The organism is Cognatishimia coralii (assembly GCF_037478305.1).
In the GTDB taxonomy this organism is placed as follows: domain Bacteria; phylum Pseudomonadota; class Alphaproteobacteria; order Rhodobacterales; family Rhodobacteraceae; genus Cognatishimia; species Cognatishimia coralii.
This window is the reverse complement of record NZ_JBBGAZ010000017.1, coordinates 25212-42559: the sequence shown is the minus strand read 5'-3', so window position 1 is coordinate 42559 and position 17348 is coordinate 25212. Positions and strand designations below refer to the sequence as shown.

General features: G+C 55.0%; 32 protein-coding genes. 31 read left to right on the top strand and 1 reads right to left on the bottom strand.

The window, feature by feature from the left end; all coding sequences use genetic code 11:
* From WG622_RS17935 to rplP, 14 genes are all read left to right on the top strand, one after another.
* The coding region (locus WG622_RS17935; protein WP_339404754.1) for an EF-Tu C-terminal domain-related protein at nt 1-619 on the top strand (619 nt) is incomplete at its 5' end.
* A 383-nt stretch (nt 620-1002) separates the two neighbouring features.
* Nucleotides 1003-1557, top strand: a complete 555-nt coding sequence (locus WG622_RS17930; RefSeq protein WP_339404753.1) for a transglycosylase domain-containing protein — start codon at nt 1003-1005, stop codon at nt 1555-1557.
* A 392-nt stretch (nt 1558-1949) separates the two neighbouring features.
* Nucleotides 1950-2258 carry a 30S ribosomal protein S10 gene (rpsJ, locus tag WG622_RS17925; RefSeq protein WP_209355388.1) on the top strand — a complete coding sequence of 103 codons (309 nt, stop codon included), beginning with the start codon at nt 1950-1952 and terminating at the stop codon, nt 2256-2258.
* An 11-nt stretch (nt 2259-2269) separates the two neighbouring features.
* The gene (rplC, locus tag WG622_RS17920) at nt 2270-2995 is read left to right on the top strand and encodes a 50S ribosomal protein L3 (protein ID WP_209355389.1); all 726 of its coding nucleotides are present in this window, start codon (nt 2270-2272) and stop codon (nt 2993-2995) included.
* Nucleotides 2992-3609, top strand: a complete 618-nt coding sequence (rplD, locus tag WG622_RS17915) for a 50S ribosomal protein L4 (RefSeq protein WP_209355390.1) — start codon at nt 2992-2994, stop codon at nt 3607-3609. Before rplC ends, rplD begins: the two co-directional genes overlap by 4 nt.
* Nucleotides 3606-3902 (top strand): 50S ribosomal protein L23, encoded by a 297-nt coding sequence (locus WG622_RS17910; RefSeq protein ID WP_209355391.1) that lies wholly within the window; start codon nt 3606-3608, stop codon nt 3900-3902. The genes rplD and WG622_RS17910 overlap by 4 nt, the downstream gene beginning before the upstream one ends.
* A gap of 124 nt (nt 3903-4026) precedes the next feature.
* On the top strand, nt 4027-4416 hold the full coding sequence (locus WG622_RS17905) for a SpoIIAA family protein (protein ID WP_339404752.1): 390 nt from the start codon (nt 4027-4029) through the stop codon (nt 4414-4416).
* A gap of 173 nt (nt 4417-4589) precedes the next feature.
* Nucleotides 4590-4796 carry a cold-shock protein gene (locus WG622_RS17900; protein WP_339404751.1) on the top strand — a complete coding sequence of 69 codons (207 nt, stop codon included), beginning with the start codon at nt 4590-4592 and terminating at the stop codon, nt 4794-4796.
* Between the two features lie 387 nt (nt 4797-5183).
* Nucleotides 5184-5798, top strand: coding sequence for a phospholipase D family protein (locus tag WG622_RS17895; protein ID WP_339404750.1), 615 nt, complete (start codon nt 5184-5186; stop codon nt 5796-5798).
* A gap of 214 nt (nt 5799-6012) precedes the next feature.
* Nucleotides 6013-6855, top strand: coding sequence for a 50S ribosomal protein L2 (gene rplB, locus WG622_RS17890; RefSeq protein WP_209355394.1), 843 nt, complete (start codon nt 6013-6015; stop codon nt 6853-6855).
* A 3-nt stretch (nt 6856-6858) separates the two neighbouring features.
* Entirely contained in the window at nt 6859-7137 is a 279-nt protein-coding gene (rpsS, locus tag WG622_RS17885) for a 30S ribosomal protein S19 (RefSeq protein WP_058313895.1), read from the top strand.
* Between the two features lie 3 nt (nt 7138-7140).
* Nucleotides 7141-7521: a 50S ribosomal protein L22 gene (rplV, locus tag WG622_RS17880; RefSeq protein ID WP_209355395.1), complete on the top strand. Its 381-nt coding sequence runs from the start codon at nt 7141-7143 to the stop codon at nt 7519-7521.
* Nucleotides 7521-8231, top strand: a complete 711-nt coding sequence (gene rpsC, locus WG622_RS17875) for a 30S ribosomal protein S3 (RefSeq protein ID WP_339404749.1) — start codon at nt 7521-7523, stop codon at nt 8229-8231. The genes rplV and rpsC overlap by 1 nt, the downstream gene beginning before the upstream one ends.
* Nucleotides 8232-8244: 13 nt before the next feature.
* On the top strand, nt 8245-8658 hold the full coding sequence (gene rplP, locus WG622_RS17870) for a 50S ribosomal protein L16 (RefSeq protein ID WP_209355397.1): 414 nt from the start codon (nt 8245-8247) through the stop codon (nt 8656-8658).
* 105 nt (nt 8659-8763) lie between these two features.
* Here rplP and WG622_RS17865 read toward each other — a convergent pair whose 3' ends face one another.
* Nucleotides 8764-9384 (bottom strand): TIGR02466 family protein, encoded by a 621-nt coding sequence (locus WG622_RS17865; protein ID WP_339404748.1) that lies wholly within the window; start codon nt 9382-9384, stop codon nt 8764-8766.
* Between the two features lie 74 nt (nt 9385-9458).
* Here WG622_RS17865 and WG622_RS17860 point away from each other — a divergent pair, with 74 nt between their 5' ends.
* The 17 genes from WG622_RS17860 (at nt 9459) to WG622_RS17780 (ending at nt 17227) form a co-directional block, all read left to right on the top strand.
* The gene (locus tag WG622_RS17860) at nt 9459-9860 is read left to right on the top strand and encodes a hypothetical protein (protein WP_339404747.1); all 402 of its coding nucleotides are present in this window, start codon (nt 9459-9461) and stop codon (nt 9858-9860) included.
* Nucleotides 9857-10543, top strand: a complete 687-nt coding sequence (locus WG622_RS17855) for an HTTM domain-containing protein (protein WP_339404746.1) — start codon at nt 9857-9859, stop codon at nt 10541-10543. The genes WG622_RS17860 and WG622_RS17855 overlap by 4 nt, the downstream gene beginning before the upstream one ends.
* 165 nt (nt 10544-10708) lie before the next feature.
* On the top strand, nt 10709-10909 hold the full coding sequence (rpmC, locus tag WG622_RS17850; RefSeq protein WP_339404745.1) for a 50S ribosomal protein L29: 201 nt from the start codon (nt 10709-10711) through the stop codon (nt 10907-10909).
* A 12-nt stretch (nt 10910-10921) separates the two neighbouring features.
* Entirely contained in the window at nt 10922-11152 is a 231-nt protein-coding gene (gene rpsQ / locus WG622_RS17845; RefSeq protein ID WP_209355402.1) for a 30S ribosomal protein S17, read from the top strand.
* 89 nt (nt 11153-11241) lie between these two features.
* The gene (rplN, locus tag WG622_RS17840) at nt 11242-11610 is read left to right on the top strand and encodes a 50S ribosomal protein L14 (protein ID WP_007427594.1); all 369 of its coding nucleotides are present in this window, start codon (nt 11242-11244) and stop codon (nt 11608-11610) included.
* A 1-nt stretch (nt 11611) separates the two neighbouring features.
* Nucleotides 11612-11923, top strand: coding sequence for a 50S ribosomal protein L24 (gene rplX / locus WG622_RS17835; protein WP_209355403.1), 312 nt, complete (start codon nt 11612-11614; stop codon nt 11921-11923).
* Nucleotides 11916-12470, top strand: coding sequence for a 50S ribosomal protein L5 (gene rplE, locus WG622_RS17830; protein WP_209355404.1), 555 nt, complete (start codon nt 11916-11918; stop codon nt 12468-12470). Before rplX ends, rplE begins: the two co-directional genes overlap by 8 nt.
* Nucleotides 12471-12487: 17 nt before the next feature.
* Entirely contained in the window at nt 12488-12793 is a 306-nt protein-coding gene (gene rpsN, locus WG622_RS17825) for a 30S ribosomal protein S14 (protein ID WP_339404744.1), read from the top strand.
* A 12-nt stretch (nt 12794-12805) separates the two neighbouring features.
* Complete coding sequence (gene rpsH / locus WG622_RS17820; protein WP_209355406.1) at nt 12806-13198, top strand: 30S ribosomal protein S8; 393 nt, start codon at nt 12806-12808, stop codon at nt 13196-13198.
* A gap of 11 nt (nt 13199-13209) precedes the next feature.
* On the top strand, nt 13210-13743 hold the full coding sequence (gene rplF / locus WG622_RS17815; RefSeq protein WP_209355407.1) for a 50S ribosomal protein L6: 534 nt from the start codon (nt 13210-13212) through the stop codon (nt 13741-13743).
* An 11-nt stretch (nt 13744-13754) separates the two neighbouring features.
* The gene (rplR, locus tag WG622_RS17810; RefSeq protein ID WP_209355408.1) at nt 13755-14111 is read left to right on the top strand and encodes a 50S ribosomal protein L18; all 357 of its coding nucleotides are present in this window, start codon (nt 13755-13757) and stop codon (nt 14109-14111) included.
* 114 nt (nt 14112-14225) lie between these two features.
* The gene (gene rpsE, locus WG622_RS17805; protein ID WP_339404743.1) at nt 14226-14789 is read left to right on the top strand and encodes a 30S ribosomal protein S5; all 564 of its coding nucleotides are present in this window, start codon (nt 14226-14228) and stop codon (nt 14787-14789) included.
* A gap of 12 nt (nt 14790-14801) precedes the next feature.
* Entirely contained in the window at nt 14802-14990 is a 189-nt protein-coding gene (rpmD, locus tag WG622_RS17800; RefSeq protein WP_058313877.1) for a 50S ribosomal protein L30, read from the top strand.
* Nucleotides 14991-15153: 163 nt separating this feature from the next.
* On the top strand, nt 15154-15540 hold the full coding sequence (locus tag WG622_RS17795; protein WP_245168632.1) for a COG4315 family predicted lipoprotein: 387 nt from the start codon (nt 15154-15156) through the stop codon (nt 15538-15540).
* Nucleotides 15541-15600: 60 nt separating this feature from the next.
* Nucleotides 15601-16104 carry an RNA polymerase sigma factor gene (locus tag WG622_RS17790; RefSeq protein WP_339404742.1) on the top strand — a complete coding sequence of 168 codons (504 nt, stop codon included), beginning with the start codon at nt 15601-15603 and terminating at the stop codon, nt 16102-16104.
* On the top strand, nt 16101-16859 hold the full coding sequence (locus tag WG622_RS17785) for an anti-sigma factor family protein (RefSeq protein ID WP_339404741.1): 759 nt from the start codon (nt 16101-16103) through the stop codon (nt 16857-16859). Before WG622_RS17790 ends, WG622_RS17785 begins: the two co-directional genes overlap by 4 nt.
* 152 nt (nt 16860-17011) lie before the next feature.
* Complete coding sequence (locus WG622_RS17780) at nt 17012-17227, top strand: DUF1127 domain-containing protein (protein ID WP_209355412.1); 216 nt, start codon at nt 17012-17014, stop codon at nt 17225-17227.
* Nucleotides 17228-17348: the final 121 nt, after the last annotated feature.

Genomic DNA, 17348 nt, shown 5'->3' with positions numbered 1-17348 from the left:
CGCTGAGCTAATGGCGGCTGTTGACGAGTACATCCCACAGCCTCCACGTGCGACCGACCAGCCGTTCCTGATGCCAATCGAAGACGTGTTCTCGATCTCTGGTCGTGGTACCGTTGTGACCGGCCGTGTTGAGCGTGGCGTGATCAACGTTGGCGACGAAATCGAAATCGTTGGCATCAAAGACACTCAGAAAACCACCTGTACTGGTGTTGAGATGTTCCGCAAGCTGCTGGACTCTGGCGAAGCAGGCGACAACATCGGCGCGCTGCTGCGTGGTGTTGACCGTGAAGCCGTTGAGCGTGGCCAGGTTCTGTGTAAGCCAGGTTCTGTTCAGCCTCACACCAAGTTCGAAGCAGAAGCCTACATTCTGACCAAAGAAGAAGGTGGTCGTCACACCCCATTCTTCGCGAACTACCGTCCACAGTTCTACTTCCGGACTACTGACGTCACCGGCACCGTGAACCTGCCTTCCGGCACAGAAATGGTTATGCCAGGCGACAACCTGAAGTTCGACGTAGAGCTGATCGCACCAATCGCGATGGAAGCCGGTCTGCGCTTCGCGATCCGCGAAGGTGGCCGCACCGTTGGTTCCGGTGTCGTTTCCAAGATCACTGAGTAAGGACGTGGCTTGAGCCCGTAAGGGCTCAAACGCGGCCGGGCGGTAGGTGAATTGCGCAGCAAATCACCGAAAGCCATCAGGTTCGGTGGGGTAAAACCCAACCCTACGCAAGACTTATAGAAAGGCCGTCCTTTGGGGCGGCCTTTTTTGTTGAGGTTTTAACAGGCCAAGCGGCTTATTGCGCATGCAAATGCTTCAAAGGCTGCATTGTGTGCGTACTTGGATACAAACGTTCCATTGTCTGGATTTCGTTTGGCTTGATAGAATAGCCAAGAATACATTTGTTGAGGGTTAATTTTATGCGACTATTTTGCAGCCTAGCGACCGCGATTTTCGTCTCTGTTGTTTTGTCAAGCAGTATGCAGGCGCAGGACGCGGAACCGATGCTCACGAGCAAAGATCAAATTCGTCAGCTATACGAGGAAGCCACTGCCAACCAGAACACATTGCCGGCTCTTGTACTACAGGCGTTCATTGCGGGTGAAGACAGAAATTTCTACCAGAGGCCAATCAGTAGGTCGGTAATCACACAGCACGTTTCAATTCGGCATCTGCCTCCTAGTTCAGGACGGTTACAACAATTAGCCCTCGCTATCCTTATTGGTCGAGAGCTTTCGCATGAAGAGGTTGTGGAGTGGTTCGTGAGCCAGGTTTTTCTAGGACAATCTTGTTTCGGAGTGTCCAACGCAGCGGCAGCATATTTTGGTACGACTGTAGGAGAGTTGAAGCTTGAAGAAGCCGCCTATTTGGCTGCGCTACCTAAAGCTCCATTGCGGTTTCATCCTGTCGAGTCTTATGAGAGAGCTGTTGAGCGGAGGAATCTTGTATTGAAAGAGATGCTAAAAGCTGGGTTCATTTCATCTGAGGAAGCCAAACGCGCCATTCAATCCGAACTGAAAGTTATAGTACCTTTAGCTCGTTGCGAGGGCGATCAATAAGCGAAGTCTGCTAAAGTTGCAGATTTTGGAACTTTGGGCTCAAATTGGTCAATCAAGCTCAACGCGGAACAAGGTGCAAAGCATCACTGGGCAGCGCCCGACCTCCCGCACGGGATGGCGCTTTCGCCACCGTTTCGGCAAGCGTGCCGTTCAAATAATGCGGATAGATTAACTGCCACACACCGCCAGAGCGCGCTCACCCGAGGTCGGGCGCTACCCGGCCTGCACTCCTTCACAAAAACCCCTTGCCAACAAGGCCTTCGCGCCATATACCGCGCGAGTTCTCAATAGAACGCTAAGGCGGGGTGATTCCCGCCTTTTCGGGTTCGATGAGGGTTCGCGGTGGTCGCAGATCCTCCTCTCAACTCCAACGCCTAAAAAAGGCTGACGAAATGCAAAGTCAAAACATTCGCATTCGGCTGAAGGCTTTCGATTACCGTGTACTGGACGCCAGCACTCAGGAAATCGTTAACACTGCAAAGCGCACTGGCGCTGATGTGCGTGGCCCGATCCCTCTGCCCAATAAAATCGAGAAATTCACCGTTCTGCGTGGTCCACACGTTGACAAGAAATCTCGTGATCAGTTCGAGATCCGTACGCACAAGCGTCTGCTCGACATCGTGAACCCAACCCCACAAACCGTTGACGCGCTGATGAAGCTCGATCTGGCGGCGGGCGTTGACGTTCAGATCTCTGTATAAGGGGGCTGAACATGCGTTCCGGAATTATCGCGAAGAAAGTGGGCATGACCCGCTTGTTCATGGAAGACGGCAAGCAGATCCCTGTGACCGTTCTTTCCCTTGACGGTCTGCAAGTTGTAGACCAGCGCACCGCAGACCGTGACGGGTATACCGCTGTTCAGCTCGGCGCCGGTGCAGCCAAAGCCAAGCGTACCTCCAAAGCGATGCGTGGCCATTTTGCGAAAGCAAAAGTCGAGCCTAAGCGCAAAGTTGCAGAGTTCCGCGTCAGCGAAGACAACCTGATCGAAGTCGGCGCAGAGATCTCTGCCGAGCACTTTGTTCTGGGTCAGAAAGTCGACGTTGCGGGCACATCTATCGGTAAAGGTTTTGCCGGTGCGATGAAGCGCCACAACTTCGGTGGTCTGCGCGCGTCTCACGGTGTGTCTATCTCTCACCGTTCGCACGGCTCGACAGGTCAGTGTCAAAACCCAGGCCGCGTTTTCAAAGGTAAGAAAATGGCTGGTCACATGGGTGCGGTACGCGTTACCACGCAGAACCTGGAGGTTGTTAAAACCGACGCCGACCGTGGTCTCGTGTTCATCAAAGGCGCCGTCCCTGGCTCCAAAGGTGGCTGGGTGACCGTTAAGGATGCCGTCAAAAAGAAACTGCCTGAGAACGTGCCGTTCCCAGCCGCAGTGAAATCTGCTGCAACTGAAGCACCTGCTGAAGAAGCACCTGCGGAAGGTGGTGAAGCATGAAACTTGATGTGATCAAACTGGACGGCGGCAAAGCCGGTTCCGTTGAGCTCTCTGAGGACCTGTTCGGTCTGGAGCCTCGCGCGGACATCCTGCACCGTGTGGTCCGTTGGCAGCGTAACAACGCGCAAGCCGGCACTCACAAGGTAAAGACCCGCTCTGAGACCTCTTACTCCACCAAAAAGATCTATCGCCAAAAAGGCACCGGTGGCGCACGTCACGGTGACCGTAACGCGCCGATCTTCCGCGGTGGTGGTATCTATAAAGGCCCGGTTGTCCGGTCTCACGGCCACGACCTGCCGAAGAAGTTCCGCAAGCTGGGCCTCAAGCACGCTCTGTCCGCGAAAGCGAAAGCAGGCGAGCTGGTTGTGATCGAAGACGCAGCCGCAGAAGGCAAGACCGCTGCTCTGGCCAAACAGGTGAAGAACCTGGGCTGGAAACGTGCTCTGGTCATCGACGGTGCAGAAGCGAACGCAGAGTTCAAGAAAGCAGCCGCAAACATTGAAGGTCTGGATATCCTGCCAACAATGGGCGCAAACGTTTATGACATCCTCAAGCGTGACACTCTGGTGATCACCAAAGCAGGTGTCGAAGCACTGGAGGCTCGACTGAAATGAGCGCGAAGGCAGAACACTACGACGTGATCCGCAAGCCGGTCATCACTGAAAAAGCGACCATGGCGTCTGAAAACGGCGCGGTTGTCTTTGAAGTGGCGATCGACAGCAACAAACCTCAGATCAAAGAGGCCGTAGAGGCTCTGTTTGGTGTGAAGGTCAAAGCGGTTAACACCACGATCACCAAAGGTAAAACCAAACGCTTCCGTGGCATCCAGGGTAAGCGTAAGGACGTGAAAAAAGCATATGTGACGCTCGAAGAGGGCAACACAATCGACGTGTCCACCGGACTGTAAGTCGTTTTTTCACGATTGATTTGGAAAACCCCGGCCTCGGCTGGGGTTTTTCGCATTTGTTGATCCTGATCAGGGAACGCATCAGCTTAGGCACGTAAACTGACCTCAATGTGAGGAGTTAACGATGCTGAAAATAACCAAACCAAGTGACAATCGAGTGGATCTGGAACTTTCTGGAACGCTGGATGCTGAGAGTATGCGCGACGCCCTGTCTGAGTTGATTGAAAAGTCTGAAGGGGTGAGCGGCGGGAAAATGCTCTATAAGATCTCCGGTTTTGCTTTCCCAACCTTGGGGGCAATTGGGGTCGAGATGGGGTATCTGCCGAAACTCTTTGGGCTCTTGGGGAAGTTTGACAAATGCGCGGTGATGTCTGACGCTTCCTGGATCCGCACCGCTGCCGAGCTTGAGGGACGTATGTTTCCTGGCATCGACATAAAGGCCTTTGGGATGGAGGACGGCGATGCGGCAGAAGCGTGGCTGGCGCAAGGTCGCGCCGATTCGATGCCGGTTTAGCGGAGTTTCCCCTGTTTTCATTTGACCTAAAGAAGGGCGTCGGATAGCTGCGGTGGTGCTACGTTATAGTTTATCGACCTCTTCTCCTTCACCGGCGTTTTGCATTCGATCTTGCCAAGACGCTGGCCGGGCTGCCGCCTGATGTGGGCAGCATATTTATAGGAGACAACGGGATGGCCACTGGCACCGTAAAATGGTTCAACGAAACTAAAGGCTACGGCTTTATCGCACCTGAAGATGGCGGCAAGGACGTGTTCGTACACATCCGCGCGCTGGAGCAATCTGGCCTGCGCACGCTGGCGGACAATCAGAAGGTCAGCTACGAGCTGCAATCCGGCCGCGACGGCCGCGAAAGCGCTGTGGATCTGGCGCTGGTTTAAGCCGTCGCGATAAAGAGATTGAGGAACCCCTGCGCGAGCGGGGGTTTTTTGTAGGGTGGGTTTCCAACCCACCTTTTGCCCGGATTGGTGGGTTAAACCCCACCCTACGTCTCACAAGTTAGACCCTGCGCGGAATCAAGGCCGCAGGCCGCCGCGCCAAGCGCCGTCCCGCTCCCATGGGGCGGCGCTTTTGGATATGGTGTGGTGGCTGGAGAGGGCTGACGGGTTTGGCGGGGATAAAGGGCAAGAATGAAACGTTGAGAGCGCCACCCCGTGGGACAATGATGGTCAACTAAGGAACGTTAGCATTGGATGTTTTAATCAGCGCGAAGTTCAGGTTAGTTTGAGCTACCCTAATTTCTAAATAACAAAACAGAGTTTTCGATTTTGTCTATTTCAATTGTGCTACGCACTTCTGCAAAGACGAATGTTTTTCGTGATGCGGTTATTTCGACTATTGGCTCAGGACATCTTGATGAGGTACTAATTTGTTCTGGATTCTACCAAGAGAACTTTCAGGGTTCCCACTTTCAGGTAAGTGGAGAAGCAAGTTTCGCCAAAGTTTGCGCCGCAAGTAAAATAAGGCTGACAACAGTGGGTGTACATAACAATACTTGGAAGAGTTCATATAGAGATTTTCGCGACAATATGAAGGCTGCAGGTGTAGCAATTAATAGTTACTATAAAGCTGGATTGAAATGGCATGCAAAGGTGTACATTGGATTTAGAGGTGGTGATCCACTCGTTGGCATTGTCGGAAGCTCAAATTTGACGCGACCTGCTTTCTCCGTGACGAGTCCATTTAACAATGAGTGCGACGTGTATTTGTGGGACAGGAAATCTAAAATCAACGATGCGGCTTTGGCTGCTGCAGAGGCCGCGAGTAGCCAGATTTTGATTCGTGCTCCTTATGTCCCGCGTCTAAATGGCGGCCGAACAGTATCCCAAATCCTGAGTATGGTTCGAGACGAAGTTTTGAGCGAGGACTTGAAGGAGCTCTAACCCCATTGCCACCACCCCCCATCCCTGCTAAACGCAGCCATCGCTTCCGGCCTCAGATTCGTTCTGGGGCCTGTTGCTTTTTTCTTGGGCACCTTCGGGGGCCTATAACTTTGTCACCCGGACAGTCGCGCAAGCGGCCTAGATGGGGGGCTTACATCGCGGGTTAGGGACCTCATAAGCCCAGCTCGCACTGCTAAAACGGAAGACAGTAAACATGGCACTCAAGTCGTATAAACCGACGACGCCGGGCCAGCGTGGGCTGGTTCTGATCGACCGTTCGGAGCTTTGGAAAGGACGTCCTGTCAAATCCCTTACCGAGGGTTTGACCAAGTCGGGCGGCCGGAACAACACCGGACGGATCACTTCTCGTCGTCGTGGCGGTGGCGCAAAGCGTCTGTACCGGATCGTTGATTTCAAACGGAACAAGTTTGATGTCGCGGCAACTGTAGAGCGGATCGAATACGACCCGAACCGGACCGCGTTCATCGCACTCATCAAGTATGAAGATGGCGAGCAAGCCTACATCCTGGCGCCTCAGCGTCTGGCCGTTGGCGATCAGGTCATCGCGTCTGCGAAAGCGGACATCAAGCCGGGCAACGCAATGCCGTTCTCTGGCATGCCTATTGGTACCATCATCCACAACATCGAGCTGAAACCAGGCAAAGGCGGCCAGATCGCCCGCGCAGCTGGTACTTATGCTCAGTTTGTTGGTCGTGACGGTGGCTACGCTCAGATCCGCCTGTCCTCAGGCGAACTGCGCATGGTCCGTCAGGAATGCATGGCCACCATCGGTGCGGTATCCAACCCAGACAACTCTAACCAGAACTACGGTAAAGCCGGTCGTATGCGCCACAAAGGCATCCGCCCGTCCGTCCGTGGTGTTGTTATGAACCCAATCGACCACCCGCACGGTGGTGGTGAAGGTCGTACTTCTGGTGGTCGTCACCCAGTGACACCTTGGGGTAAGCCAACCAAAGGCAAGCGCACCCGCAACAAGAACAAAGCGTCGCAAAAGCTTATTATCCGCTCGCGTCACGCCAAGAAGAAAGGGCGTTAAGATATGTCTCGCTCTGTTTGGAAAGGTCCTTTTGTCGACTCTTATGTCCTCAAAAAGGCAGAAGCGGCTCGCGAAAGCGGTCGCAACGAAGTGATCAAGATCTGGTCCCGTCGTTCCACCATCCTGCCACAGTTCGTTGGCCTGACTTTTGGTGTGTACAACGGTCAGAAGCATGTTCCTGTTAACGTCACCGAAGAGATGATCGGTCAGAAGTTCGGTGAGTATTCTCCGACTCGGACCTATTATGGTCACGCGGCTGACAAAAAAGCGAAACGGAAGTAAGTCATGGGCAAGGCAAAGAACCCCCGCCGCGTGGCAGATAACGAAGCAATGGCAAAGCTGCGCATGCTCCGTACTTCCCCGCAGAAACTGAACCTGGTTGCTGGCATGATCCGCGGCAAGAAAGTTGAGAAGGCGCTGACCGACCTGACTTTCTCGAACAAGCGTGTCGCCGCAGACGTGAAGAAATGTCTTCAGTCCGCGATTGCCAATGCTGAAAACAACCACAACCTGGATGTCGACGAGCTGATCGTGGCAGAGGCTTACGTTGGTAAGAACCTGACCATGAAGCGCGGTCGCCCTCGGGCCCGTGGCCGTTTCGGTAAGATCATCAAGCCATTTGCTGAGATCACCATCAAGGTGCGTCAAGTTGAGGAGCAAGCCTAATGGGACATAAGGTAAACCCAATCGGTATGCGTCTTCAGGTCAACCGCACCTGGGACAGCCGCTGGTACGCGGACACGAAGGACTACGGCAACCTGTTGCTCGAAGACCTGAAGATCCGTGAATTCGTAAAAACTGAGTGCAAGCAAGCTGGTGTTGCACGTGTGATCATCGAACGTCCGCACAAGAAGTGCCGCGTCACGATCCACACCGCACGTCCAGGCGTCATCATCGGTAAGAAAGGTGCAGACATCGAAGTTCTGCGCAAGAAAATCGCCGCGATGACCGACTCTGAACTGCACCTGAACATCGTCGAAGTGCGCAAGCCGGAACTCGACGCGGCTCTGGTTGGCGAGTCCATCGCTCAACAGCTGGAACGTCGTGTGTCTTTCCGTCGTGCCATGAAGCGCGCGGTTCAGAACGCAATGCGTATGGGCGCACTGGGTATTCGTGTGAATGTTGCGGGCCGTCTTGGCGGCGCGGAAATCGCGCGGACCGAGTGGTACCGTGAAGGCCGCGTGCCTTTGCACACCCTGCGTGCAGACATCGACTATGCACATGCTGAAGCGATGACGCCTTATGGCATCATCGGGATCAAAACCTGGATCTTCAAAGGTGAGATCATGGAACACGATCCAGCAGCACGTGATCGTCGCGCTCAAGAACTCCAGGACGGCCCAGCACCTCGCGGTGCAGGTGGCGGTCGTCGCTAAGGGAGACTGATCAATGCTTCAACCAAAGCGTACTAAATTCCGCAAGATGCAGAAGGGCCGCATCAAAGGCGAAGCGAAGGGTGGCTCCACTCTGAACTTCGGCTCCTACGGCCTGAAAGCAACCACCCCTGAGCGTGTGACTGCGCGTCAGATCGAGGCAGCCCGCCGCGCGATGACCCGCCACATGAAACGTCAGGGCCGTGTTTGGATCCGCATCTTCCCAGACACTCCTGTGACCTCTAAGCCTGTCGAAGTTCGTATGGGTAAAGGTAAAGGTTCCGTGGATTACTGGGCGTGCAAGGTAAAGCCTGGCCGCGTGATGTTTGAAATCGACGGTGTCAACGACGAGATTGCGCGCGAAGCGCTGCGTCTTGCTGCGATGAAACTGCCGGTGAAAACCCGCGTTGTGGTCCGCGAGGACTGGTAAGGTGGTGGCGGGCTGAAGCCCGCCCTACGGCAAGAGATTGGCCCCCGGCGCGAAAGCGGCGGGGGTTTTCTTTTGGTTTAGACGTTCAGAAACCGAACGCCGTTCTCACGCCCACTTATAATTAAAACTCACCGAAATCCGCTCGTCTTCGGCCATATTCGTCGGCACTTCGTGGCGCAGATAGCTTTCCCACAAGAGCACATCTCCGACCTTCGGCGTTTCATAGATAAACGTCCGCAGATCCCGACGCGCGTCTTTGCGGCGGGGGGGATGGGCCATCATCATCGCGTGGCGCGGGTCTTCGAGTTTCAACGCGCTCGTGCCTTCCGGCATGGTCACATAGGTGGTGCCAGAGATCACGGAATGCGGGTGGATGTGGCTGCCGTGGCTGCCGCCTTCGGGCAGGATGTTGATCCAGAGGTCCTCCAGTTCCAGCGCGCGGCCGTCTAGGTCTAGTTCGAGGTCTTCGGCAAAAGCCGCGACATGCAGATCCAGCACTTTCACCAGATCCGCAAAGATCGGGAACCGCCAGGGCAGGTCGGTCAAGGACGCATAGGACGTGTAGCCCGGATAGTTGTTGGCCTCACACCAGTCATGGCCCGCGTCATCGTCTTCGGCGATCACAAGGCAGGATTGCTCAAGCTCCTGCGCGTCGATGGCGGGGGCGTGTTCTGACAAAGCAGCACGGTAGAGGCGGGTCACAAAGAGAGAGTCGATTTGGGCCATGGCCCCTCTTAGCGCCGCGCGCGTTTTGGGGGAAGGTTTAAAGCTCCTGTAAACAGCGGGCGGTATCAAAGGGTATGATTGCGCGTACATTTTCCCAGTTGATGCCGGTGCTGTTCCCAAGCTGGCGGTTTTTCATGACCGTCGGGCCGTCCCCGCGTGTGGAATATCGCGAGAAAGGCGGGGTGTGGCGCGAGAGCCATCCGAAGCCTGCGCATTTGTCGGTGGGGCAGATGGCCTTGCGGATGTTTTCCAATCATGCGCGCAATACGCAGCTTTATGCGGTGGCTTTGGCGGAGCGATTGGTGGCGGCACCGTGCGATCACAGTCGGGATGAACTGATGCGGTTGGTGGCCGAGGCGCATGGGTCGGCGGGACAGCTGCAGTTTCGATTGGTTTTTGTGATGCGGGAGGGAGAAGAGTTGATCTCGGAAGTGATCTACACGAGCGATTTGTTCTCGGCGGAGGCCTTCCTATGACGCTCGATCTGGCCATGCGTGTGACCGAGGTCATGCTGGCGCTTGCGATGATCCAGCAGGGCGCCGAGCATTTGTCGGGTAAGGGCAGGACGCTCTTTGCTCTGCGCATCGCTTTGTGTCTGTGGCTGCTGAGCGGGGTGGCGACGGGCTTTGCGTTTTTGGGGCTCTTTGCGACGTCGCTTGTGCATCTTCACCGGTTTGGTGGGCCTTACAATGGTGGTTCCGACAAGATGACGATCCTGATCGTGACCTGTCTGATGGTGGCGCGGCTCGGGCCGTCGCCCTTGTGGGCAGAGCTGGCGATGGCCTATCTCGCGGTGCAGCTGGTGCTGTCCTACTTCGTGTCGGGCTATGTGAAGATCGTGAAGCCTGAATGGCGGTCGGGGCAGGCCTTGGTGGATGTCTTTACCTTCTCGGCCTATCCGGTGTCAGAGAGCCTGCGCGGTTGGGCCGCGCGGCCGCGTCTATTGCAAGTTATGAGCTGGGGCGTGATGGGGTTTGAGGTGCTGTTCCCTCTGGCGTTGCTGCATCCATTGGCGCTATACGCGGGACTCGCGGTTGCCGCCACCTTCCACCTCGTAAATGCCTTTCTTTTCGGGCTAAACCGGTTTTTCTGGATCTGGATCTGTGCCTATCCGAGTTTGATCTGGTTTCAGGGGCGTTTAGAGGGCTTTACCCCTTAAAAACTTGAATAATTCCCTTGCCCTAACCCCTCAAACCCCATAGTAAGCGGCATCTCACGATTCCCGGCGACGGGATTCGTGTGTTTTTTGTTGGTCCACCAGGTCCAAGGGTCACCCTAAACATATTGTTAGGCGCCCTCTGGTGTAAGAGAAGGAAAAGGCGACATGAACGCCAATGAACTGCGTGATAAATCCGCAGACGAGCTTCGCGATGAACTCGTTAAGCTCAAGAAAGAAAGCTTCAACCTGCGCTTTCAGCAAGCAACCGGTCAGTTGGAAAACACTGCGGGCATCAAGGCAGCACGCCGCCAAGCCGCACGTGTAAAAACCATCCTGAACGAAAAAGCCGCTTCGGCCGCAGAATAAGGAGCTTGAGACATGCCTAAGCGTATCCTTCAAGGTGTTGTCACCAGCAACGCAAACGAACAAACCGTAACCGTGTCTGTCGAGCGTCGCTTCACACACCCTGTTCTGAAGAAAACCATTCGTAAGTCCAAAAAATACCGGGCGCACGATGAGAAGAATGCTTTCAACGTAGGTGACAAAGTTCGCATCATCGAATGCGCACCTAAGTCGAAAACAAAACGCTGGGAAGTTCTGGAAGCTTAATCAAACAAGCTTCCCGGACGACTTAGCAAAGTCGAAACCCTAGGACCACATGGCACGCATCGCCGGTCCTAAAGGTCGGGAGAAACCACATGATCCAGATGCAAACAAACCTGGATGTTGCTGACAACAGCGGCGCGCGCCGTGTTCAGTGCATTAAGGTGCTGGGTGGCTCCAAGCGTAAATACGCATCCGTAGGCGACATCATCGTCGTTTCGGTTAAGGAAGCCATTCCACGTGGTCGCGTTAAAAAAGGTGACGTCCGTAAGGCCGTCGTCGTGCGCACCGCAAAAGAAGTTCGTCGTGAAGACGGGACCGCGATCCGCTTTGATCGCAACGCAGCTGTAATCCTGAACAACGCAGGTGAACCAGTTGGCACTCGTATCTTTGGCCCAGTTGTTCGTGAACTGCGCGCAAAGAACTTCATGAAAATCATCTCGCTCGCGCCGGAGGTGCTGTAAGATGGCTGCTAAACTGAAAAAAGGCGACAAGGTCGTCGTTCTGGCCGGCAAGGACAAAGGCAAAGAGGGCACAATCTCTTCTGTTGATCCTAAGGCTGGCAAAGCAGTGGTAGACGGCATCAACATGGCGATCCGTCACACCAAACAGACCCAGACCTCGCAAGGTGGCCGCATTCCTCAGGCAATGCCGATCCAGCTGAGCAACCTGGCGTATCTGGACGCAAACGGCAAAGCGACCCGCGTTGGCTTCAAAGTGGAAGGCGACAAAAAGGTTCGTTTCGCGAAAACCACAGGAGACGTGATCGATGGCTGATACCTATACACCACGTCTGAAGTCTCAGTACACAGACTCCATCCGTACCGCTCTGAAAGAAGAGTTCGGTTACAAGAACGACATGCAGATCCCTAAGCTGGACAAAATCGTTCTGAACATCGGTTGTGGTCGTGCGGCTGTTAAAGACTCCAAAAAAGCGAAGTCCGCTCAGGCCGATCTGACTGCAATCGCAGGCCAGAAGGCGATGACCACCGTGGCGAAAAACTCCATCGCTGGCTTCCGTGTTCGTGACGGCATGCCGATGGGTGCCAAGGTGACCCTGCGCGGTGACCGCATGTATGAATTCCTCGATCGTCTGATCACCATCGCGATGCCACGTATTCGTGACTTCCGTGGTGTGAAGCCAAGCTTTGATGGCCGCGGCAACTTCGCCACCGGTCTGAAAGAGCACATCGTATTCCCAGAAATCGATTTCGACAAAGTCGACGAGAACTGGGGCATGGACATCATCATCGCAACCACCGCAAACACCGACGCCGAAGCAAAGAGCCTGTTGAAGCACTTCAACATGCCGTTCAACGCTTAAGCGCGGGAGAGGATATCATGGCTAAAAAATCTATGATCGCACGCGAGAAAAAGCGCGAAGCTTTGGTTGCAAAATATGCTGCCAAACGTGCCGCACTTAAAGAGATCGCAAACGACGAAAGCAAGCCAATGGAAGAGCGTTTCAAAGCGCGTCTGAAACTGGCGAAACTGCCGCGCAATAGCTCGGCGACACGTCTTCACAACCGCTGTCAGCTGACCGGTCGTCCTCACGCTTACTACCGTAAGCTCAAGGTCTCCCGTATCGCGCTGCGCGAGCTGGGTTCTGCTGGTCAGATCCCTGGCATGGTTAAATCTAGCTGGTAAGGAGAGAGCATTATGAACGATCCTATCGGTGATATGCTGACCCGTATCCGTAACGGTCAAATGCGCGGCAAGAGTACTGTCTCGACCCCTGCATCTAAACTGCGCGGCTGGGTTCTGGATGTACTGGCCGACGAAGGCTACATCCGCGGCTACGAAGCAACCACTGGTGCCGACGGCCATCCAGCATTGGAAATCAGCCTGAAGTACTTCGAAGGCACTCCTGTTATTCGCGAGTTGAAGCGGGTTTCTAAACCTGGTCGTCGCGTTTACATGAGCGTCAATGACATCCCAACCGTCCGTCAGGGCCTGGGTGTGTCGATTGTCTCCACCTCCAAAGGTGTGATGTCTGACGCAAGCGCGCGCTCCAACAATGTTGGCGGCGAAGTGCTTTGCACGGTCTTCTAAGGAGAAGCTGAATGTCTCGTATTGGTAAAAAACCGGTCGAGCTGCCAGCAGGCGTAACTGCCTCTGTCTCCGGCCAGACCATCGAAGTTAAGGGCCCAAAAGCGACCCATAGCTTCACCGCAACCGATGATGTGACCCTCGCAGTTGAGGACAACGCTGTCGCGGTTACGCCGCGCGGCAAGTCCAAGCGTGCACGTCAACAGTGGGGCATGTCCCGCACTATGGTTCAGAACCTCGTCACCGGCGTGACCCAGGGCTTCAAAAAAGAGCTCGAGATCGTTGGTGTTGGTTATCGTGCACAGATGCAGGGCAACACTCTGAAACTGGCATTGGGCCTGTCCCACGACGTCAACTTTGAAGTTCCAGCCGGCGTAACGGTCACCGCACCGAAGCCGACTGAGATCATCATCGAAGGCACCGATCCACAACTCGTTGGCCAAGTCGCGGCAAACATCCGCGAATGGCGTAAGCCAGAGCCTTACAAGGGCAAGGGCATCAAATACAAAGACGAGTATATCTTCCGCAAGGAAGGTAAGAAGAAGTAAGGACCAGACAAATGGCAAACAGCAAACGGGAACTGTTCCTCAAGCGCCGCCTGCGCGTCCGGAACAAACTTCGCAAGGTCAACGTTGGCAAGCTGCGCTTGTCCGTGAACCGCTCCAACAAAAACATCAGCGCACAGCTGATCGACGACGTTCAAGGCGTGACTCTGGTTTCTGCTTCCTCTTTGGAAAAAGACATCAGCAACGGCAAGAACAACATCGAAACAGCAACCAAAGTGGGCGCTGCGATCGCAGAACGTGCAGTCAAAGCTGGCTACACCGAAGCGTATTTCGACCGGGGCGGTCGTCTCTTCCACGGCAAAGTGAAGGCTCTGGCCGACGCTGCGCGTGAAGGTGGCCTGAAAGTCTAAGTACTGCGGAGGACGTTCGCGTCCTCCCGATGATCCGGGGGCCGTGTTTCGGCATGGCTCACCAGGATTGGATTTCACGGCGCCCAAACGCGCCAGAACACAAAGGAATGCCACATGGCAGAACGTGAAAACCGCCGGGGTCGCGGTCGCAACCGCGAAGAAGAAACCCCAGAATTCGCAGACCGCTTGGTCGCGATCAACCGCGTCAGCAAAACCGTTAAAGGCGGTAAGCGCTTTGGCTTTGCTGCTCTGGTTGTCGTTGGCGACCAAAAAGGCCGCGTAGGTTTCGGTAAAGGTAAAGCGAAAGAAGTACCTGAAGCGATCCGCAAAGCGACCGAGCAAGCGAAACGTCAAATGATCCGCGTCCCTCTGCGTGAAGGCCGTACTCTGCACCACGACATCGAAGGTCGTCACGGCGCAGGCAAAGTCATCATGCGCACAGCGCCAGAAGGTACCGGTATCATCGCCGGTGGTCCAATGCGTGCGGTATTTGAGATGCTGGGTGTTAAAGACGTTGTCTCTAAGTCCATCGGGTCTCAGAACCCTTACAACATGATCCGCGCAACCATTAACGGCCTGGGCAAGGAATCTTCCCCTCGTCACGTTGCAGCGCGTCGTGGCAAAAAAGTTGCTGACATCCTGAAAAAGGACGAAGCACCTGCGGAAGCAGAAGCGTAAGGAGCTTGATCAATGGCTAAGACTATCGTTGTAAAACAGATCGGGTCTCCGATCCGTCGTCCAGCAGATCAGCGCGCAACTCTGATCGGCCTGGGCCTGAACAAGATGAACAAAACCCGTGAGCTGGAGGATACGCCTTCGGTACGTGGCATGATCAACAAGATCCCACACATGGTGAAAATCATCGAAGAAAAAGACTAAGTTTCTTTTTCAACTAAAGCTTTGAAAAGCCTCCGATTTTTCGGGGGCTTTTTCTTTTTTTAAAAAAAAAGTTTGGGAATGCGGGAATAAAATCCGCCCCTGCTCGTAAGTGAAGTATCCGCTGCATGAACGCAGCCCAGTTTTTTACTTAGGAGCCCAAACAATGAACCGTTTTATGATTATCGCGACTGCCGCTGCTTTGTCCGTCACCGCCTGCACCTCTTATGCAGCGGGCCATGGCCACAAAGATGTGAAACTGTCTGACGCAGGCTATTTCACCGATGGTCACGACATGACGCTTTACACCTTTGACAAGGACGATGCTGGCAAATCCAACTGCAACGCAGGCTGCGCCAAAGCTTGGCCTCCACTGATCCTTGAAGGCAAGGCCGACGCGCTGCCCGAGGGCTTCAGCGTGATTTCCCGCAAAAATGGGGATCAACAGGTAGCGTATAACGACCAACCTTTGTACCTTTGGGTACAAGACAAGAAGCCTGGTCAAACGACAGGCGACGGCGTCGGAGGCACCTGGCACATCGCAAAGCCTTAATCGGTTTTGCTGGCGGGCGGCTTCCCCGGGCCGCTCGCCGCCCTTTTACGGAGGCCCTTTATGGCCACATTTGATGCGCAGCTTAAGGAGTCGCTCCCGCACCTATGGAGGTATGGGTTTTCGCTGACCCGCGCGCATCACCAGACAGATGATCTGGTCCAAGACACGGTCGAAAGAGGCATTCTCAAACGCTCCCTCTGGGACGCGCTACACCCTCTCAGGCCATGGCTCATGAAAATCGAACTCAACATCTTTCGTGACAAATACCGTGCCAAGGCGCGCGCGCAGGAAGTGGCGATGGAGGACGATTTCGATATCGGCGCGGATGATCGCACCATTGAGGCCCGCTCGGAACTGCGCGCTGTGATGAAACGCATGAACGACCTGCCCGATGAGCAACGCCAACCGTTGTTGCTGGTCTCAATTGGGGGCCTCAGCTACGCGCAGGCCTCCGAGGTGCTGGACGTTCCCATTGGGACGATTATGTCTCGGATATCGCGGGCGCGGGCGTTTTTGAACAAAGAGGCGGCCCCTCAGGTGCCCGGCATTCGGAGCGCGACATGACGGACTATCGCAACATAGAAGAAAAGATCAGCGCCTATCTGGACAATCAGATGTCTGAGGCGGATCGCGCCGCGTTTGAAGCCGAGATGGAAGCGGACCCAGCGCTGGTTGCCCGCATTGAGAGGTGGTCCGCGACCGATCAGCTCTTTGCATCGTCCATTCCGACGCCATCAGATGCTCATTTGGATGCGCTTATTTCGGCAAGCTCAGCGGCCAATGCAAATCGATGGCCCGGCCTGCGGATCGCCGCCATGCTCGCGGTCTTCGCCTTCGGCGGAGTCGGGGGCTATGGCCTCAGCCAATTCACGACAAACCCTCAGACCACCATCATCGTGCAGGCCACTATGGGCGCGACCAATTCTCACCGCGTCTTTGCGGCCGAGAAACGCCACGCGGTCGAGGTGACGGCGGATGAGACCGAGCACCTACAGACTTGGCTTGCGGATCGGATGGGCCGCGAGATGACGGTGCCCAATCTGTCTGCCTTTGGTCTGACCTTCCTTGGCGGACGCATGCTGCCCTTTGATGACCGCGCAGCGGCGCAATACATGTATGAAACCGCGGATGGCAAACGCGTCACCCTTTTCATGACCCGTCTCGATCAGGACGAGACCACCGACGTGCAGGTGCTGGAAGACCAAGGCCTGACGTCCCTCAGGTGGCAAAGCGGAGAATGGGTGTTCATTCTGACCGCACCATTGGAGCAACAGCAATTGGCTCCAATGCAGATCGAAGTGCGCGATACCCTGCTCTAAAACAGAACACCCAAAACAGCTATGCAAATGGCGCATAGCGGCCTGACGCTTTTGGCGATTGTTGGGTTGCGATCCGCGCATTAATTAATGGCGTAAGTGGAGGAGAGATAAACACTGGCCGGGTTCCGGTCACCGTATGAAGGATTAAGTCCATGGCTAACGCTGTATCTGTCGCCCCATCTGCAAACCCAGTTGTCGCCTATGTGCGCTCTGCAATTTCCTCCGTTCAAGAATACCTGGCACGCCGCGCGGAATACAACAAAACCGTGTCCGAGCTGCAGTCCCTGAGCAACCGTGAACTGGCGGATCTGGGCTTGTCCCGCGCGTCTATCTCTAGCATCGCTTACGAGCACGCGTACCTGAAGTAATCAGGCCAACACTCCCCAAATTTTAGTCGCCCTCGCGTCGTCGGGGGCGATTTTGTTTTTAAAAGCAGGCTTTCAGCGGGATTGAGTGAGGCTTGTCGACCAACCGCCGTAGCCTTGCATT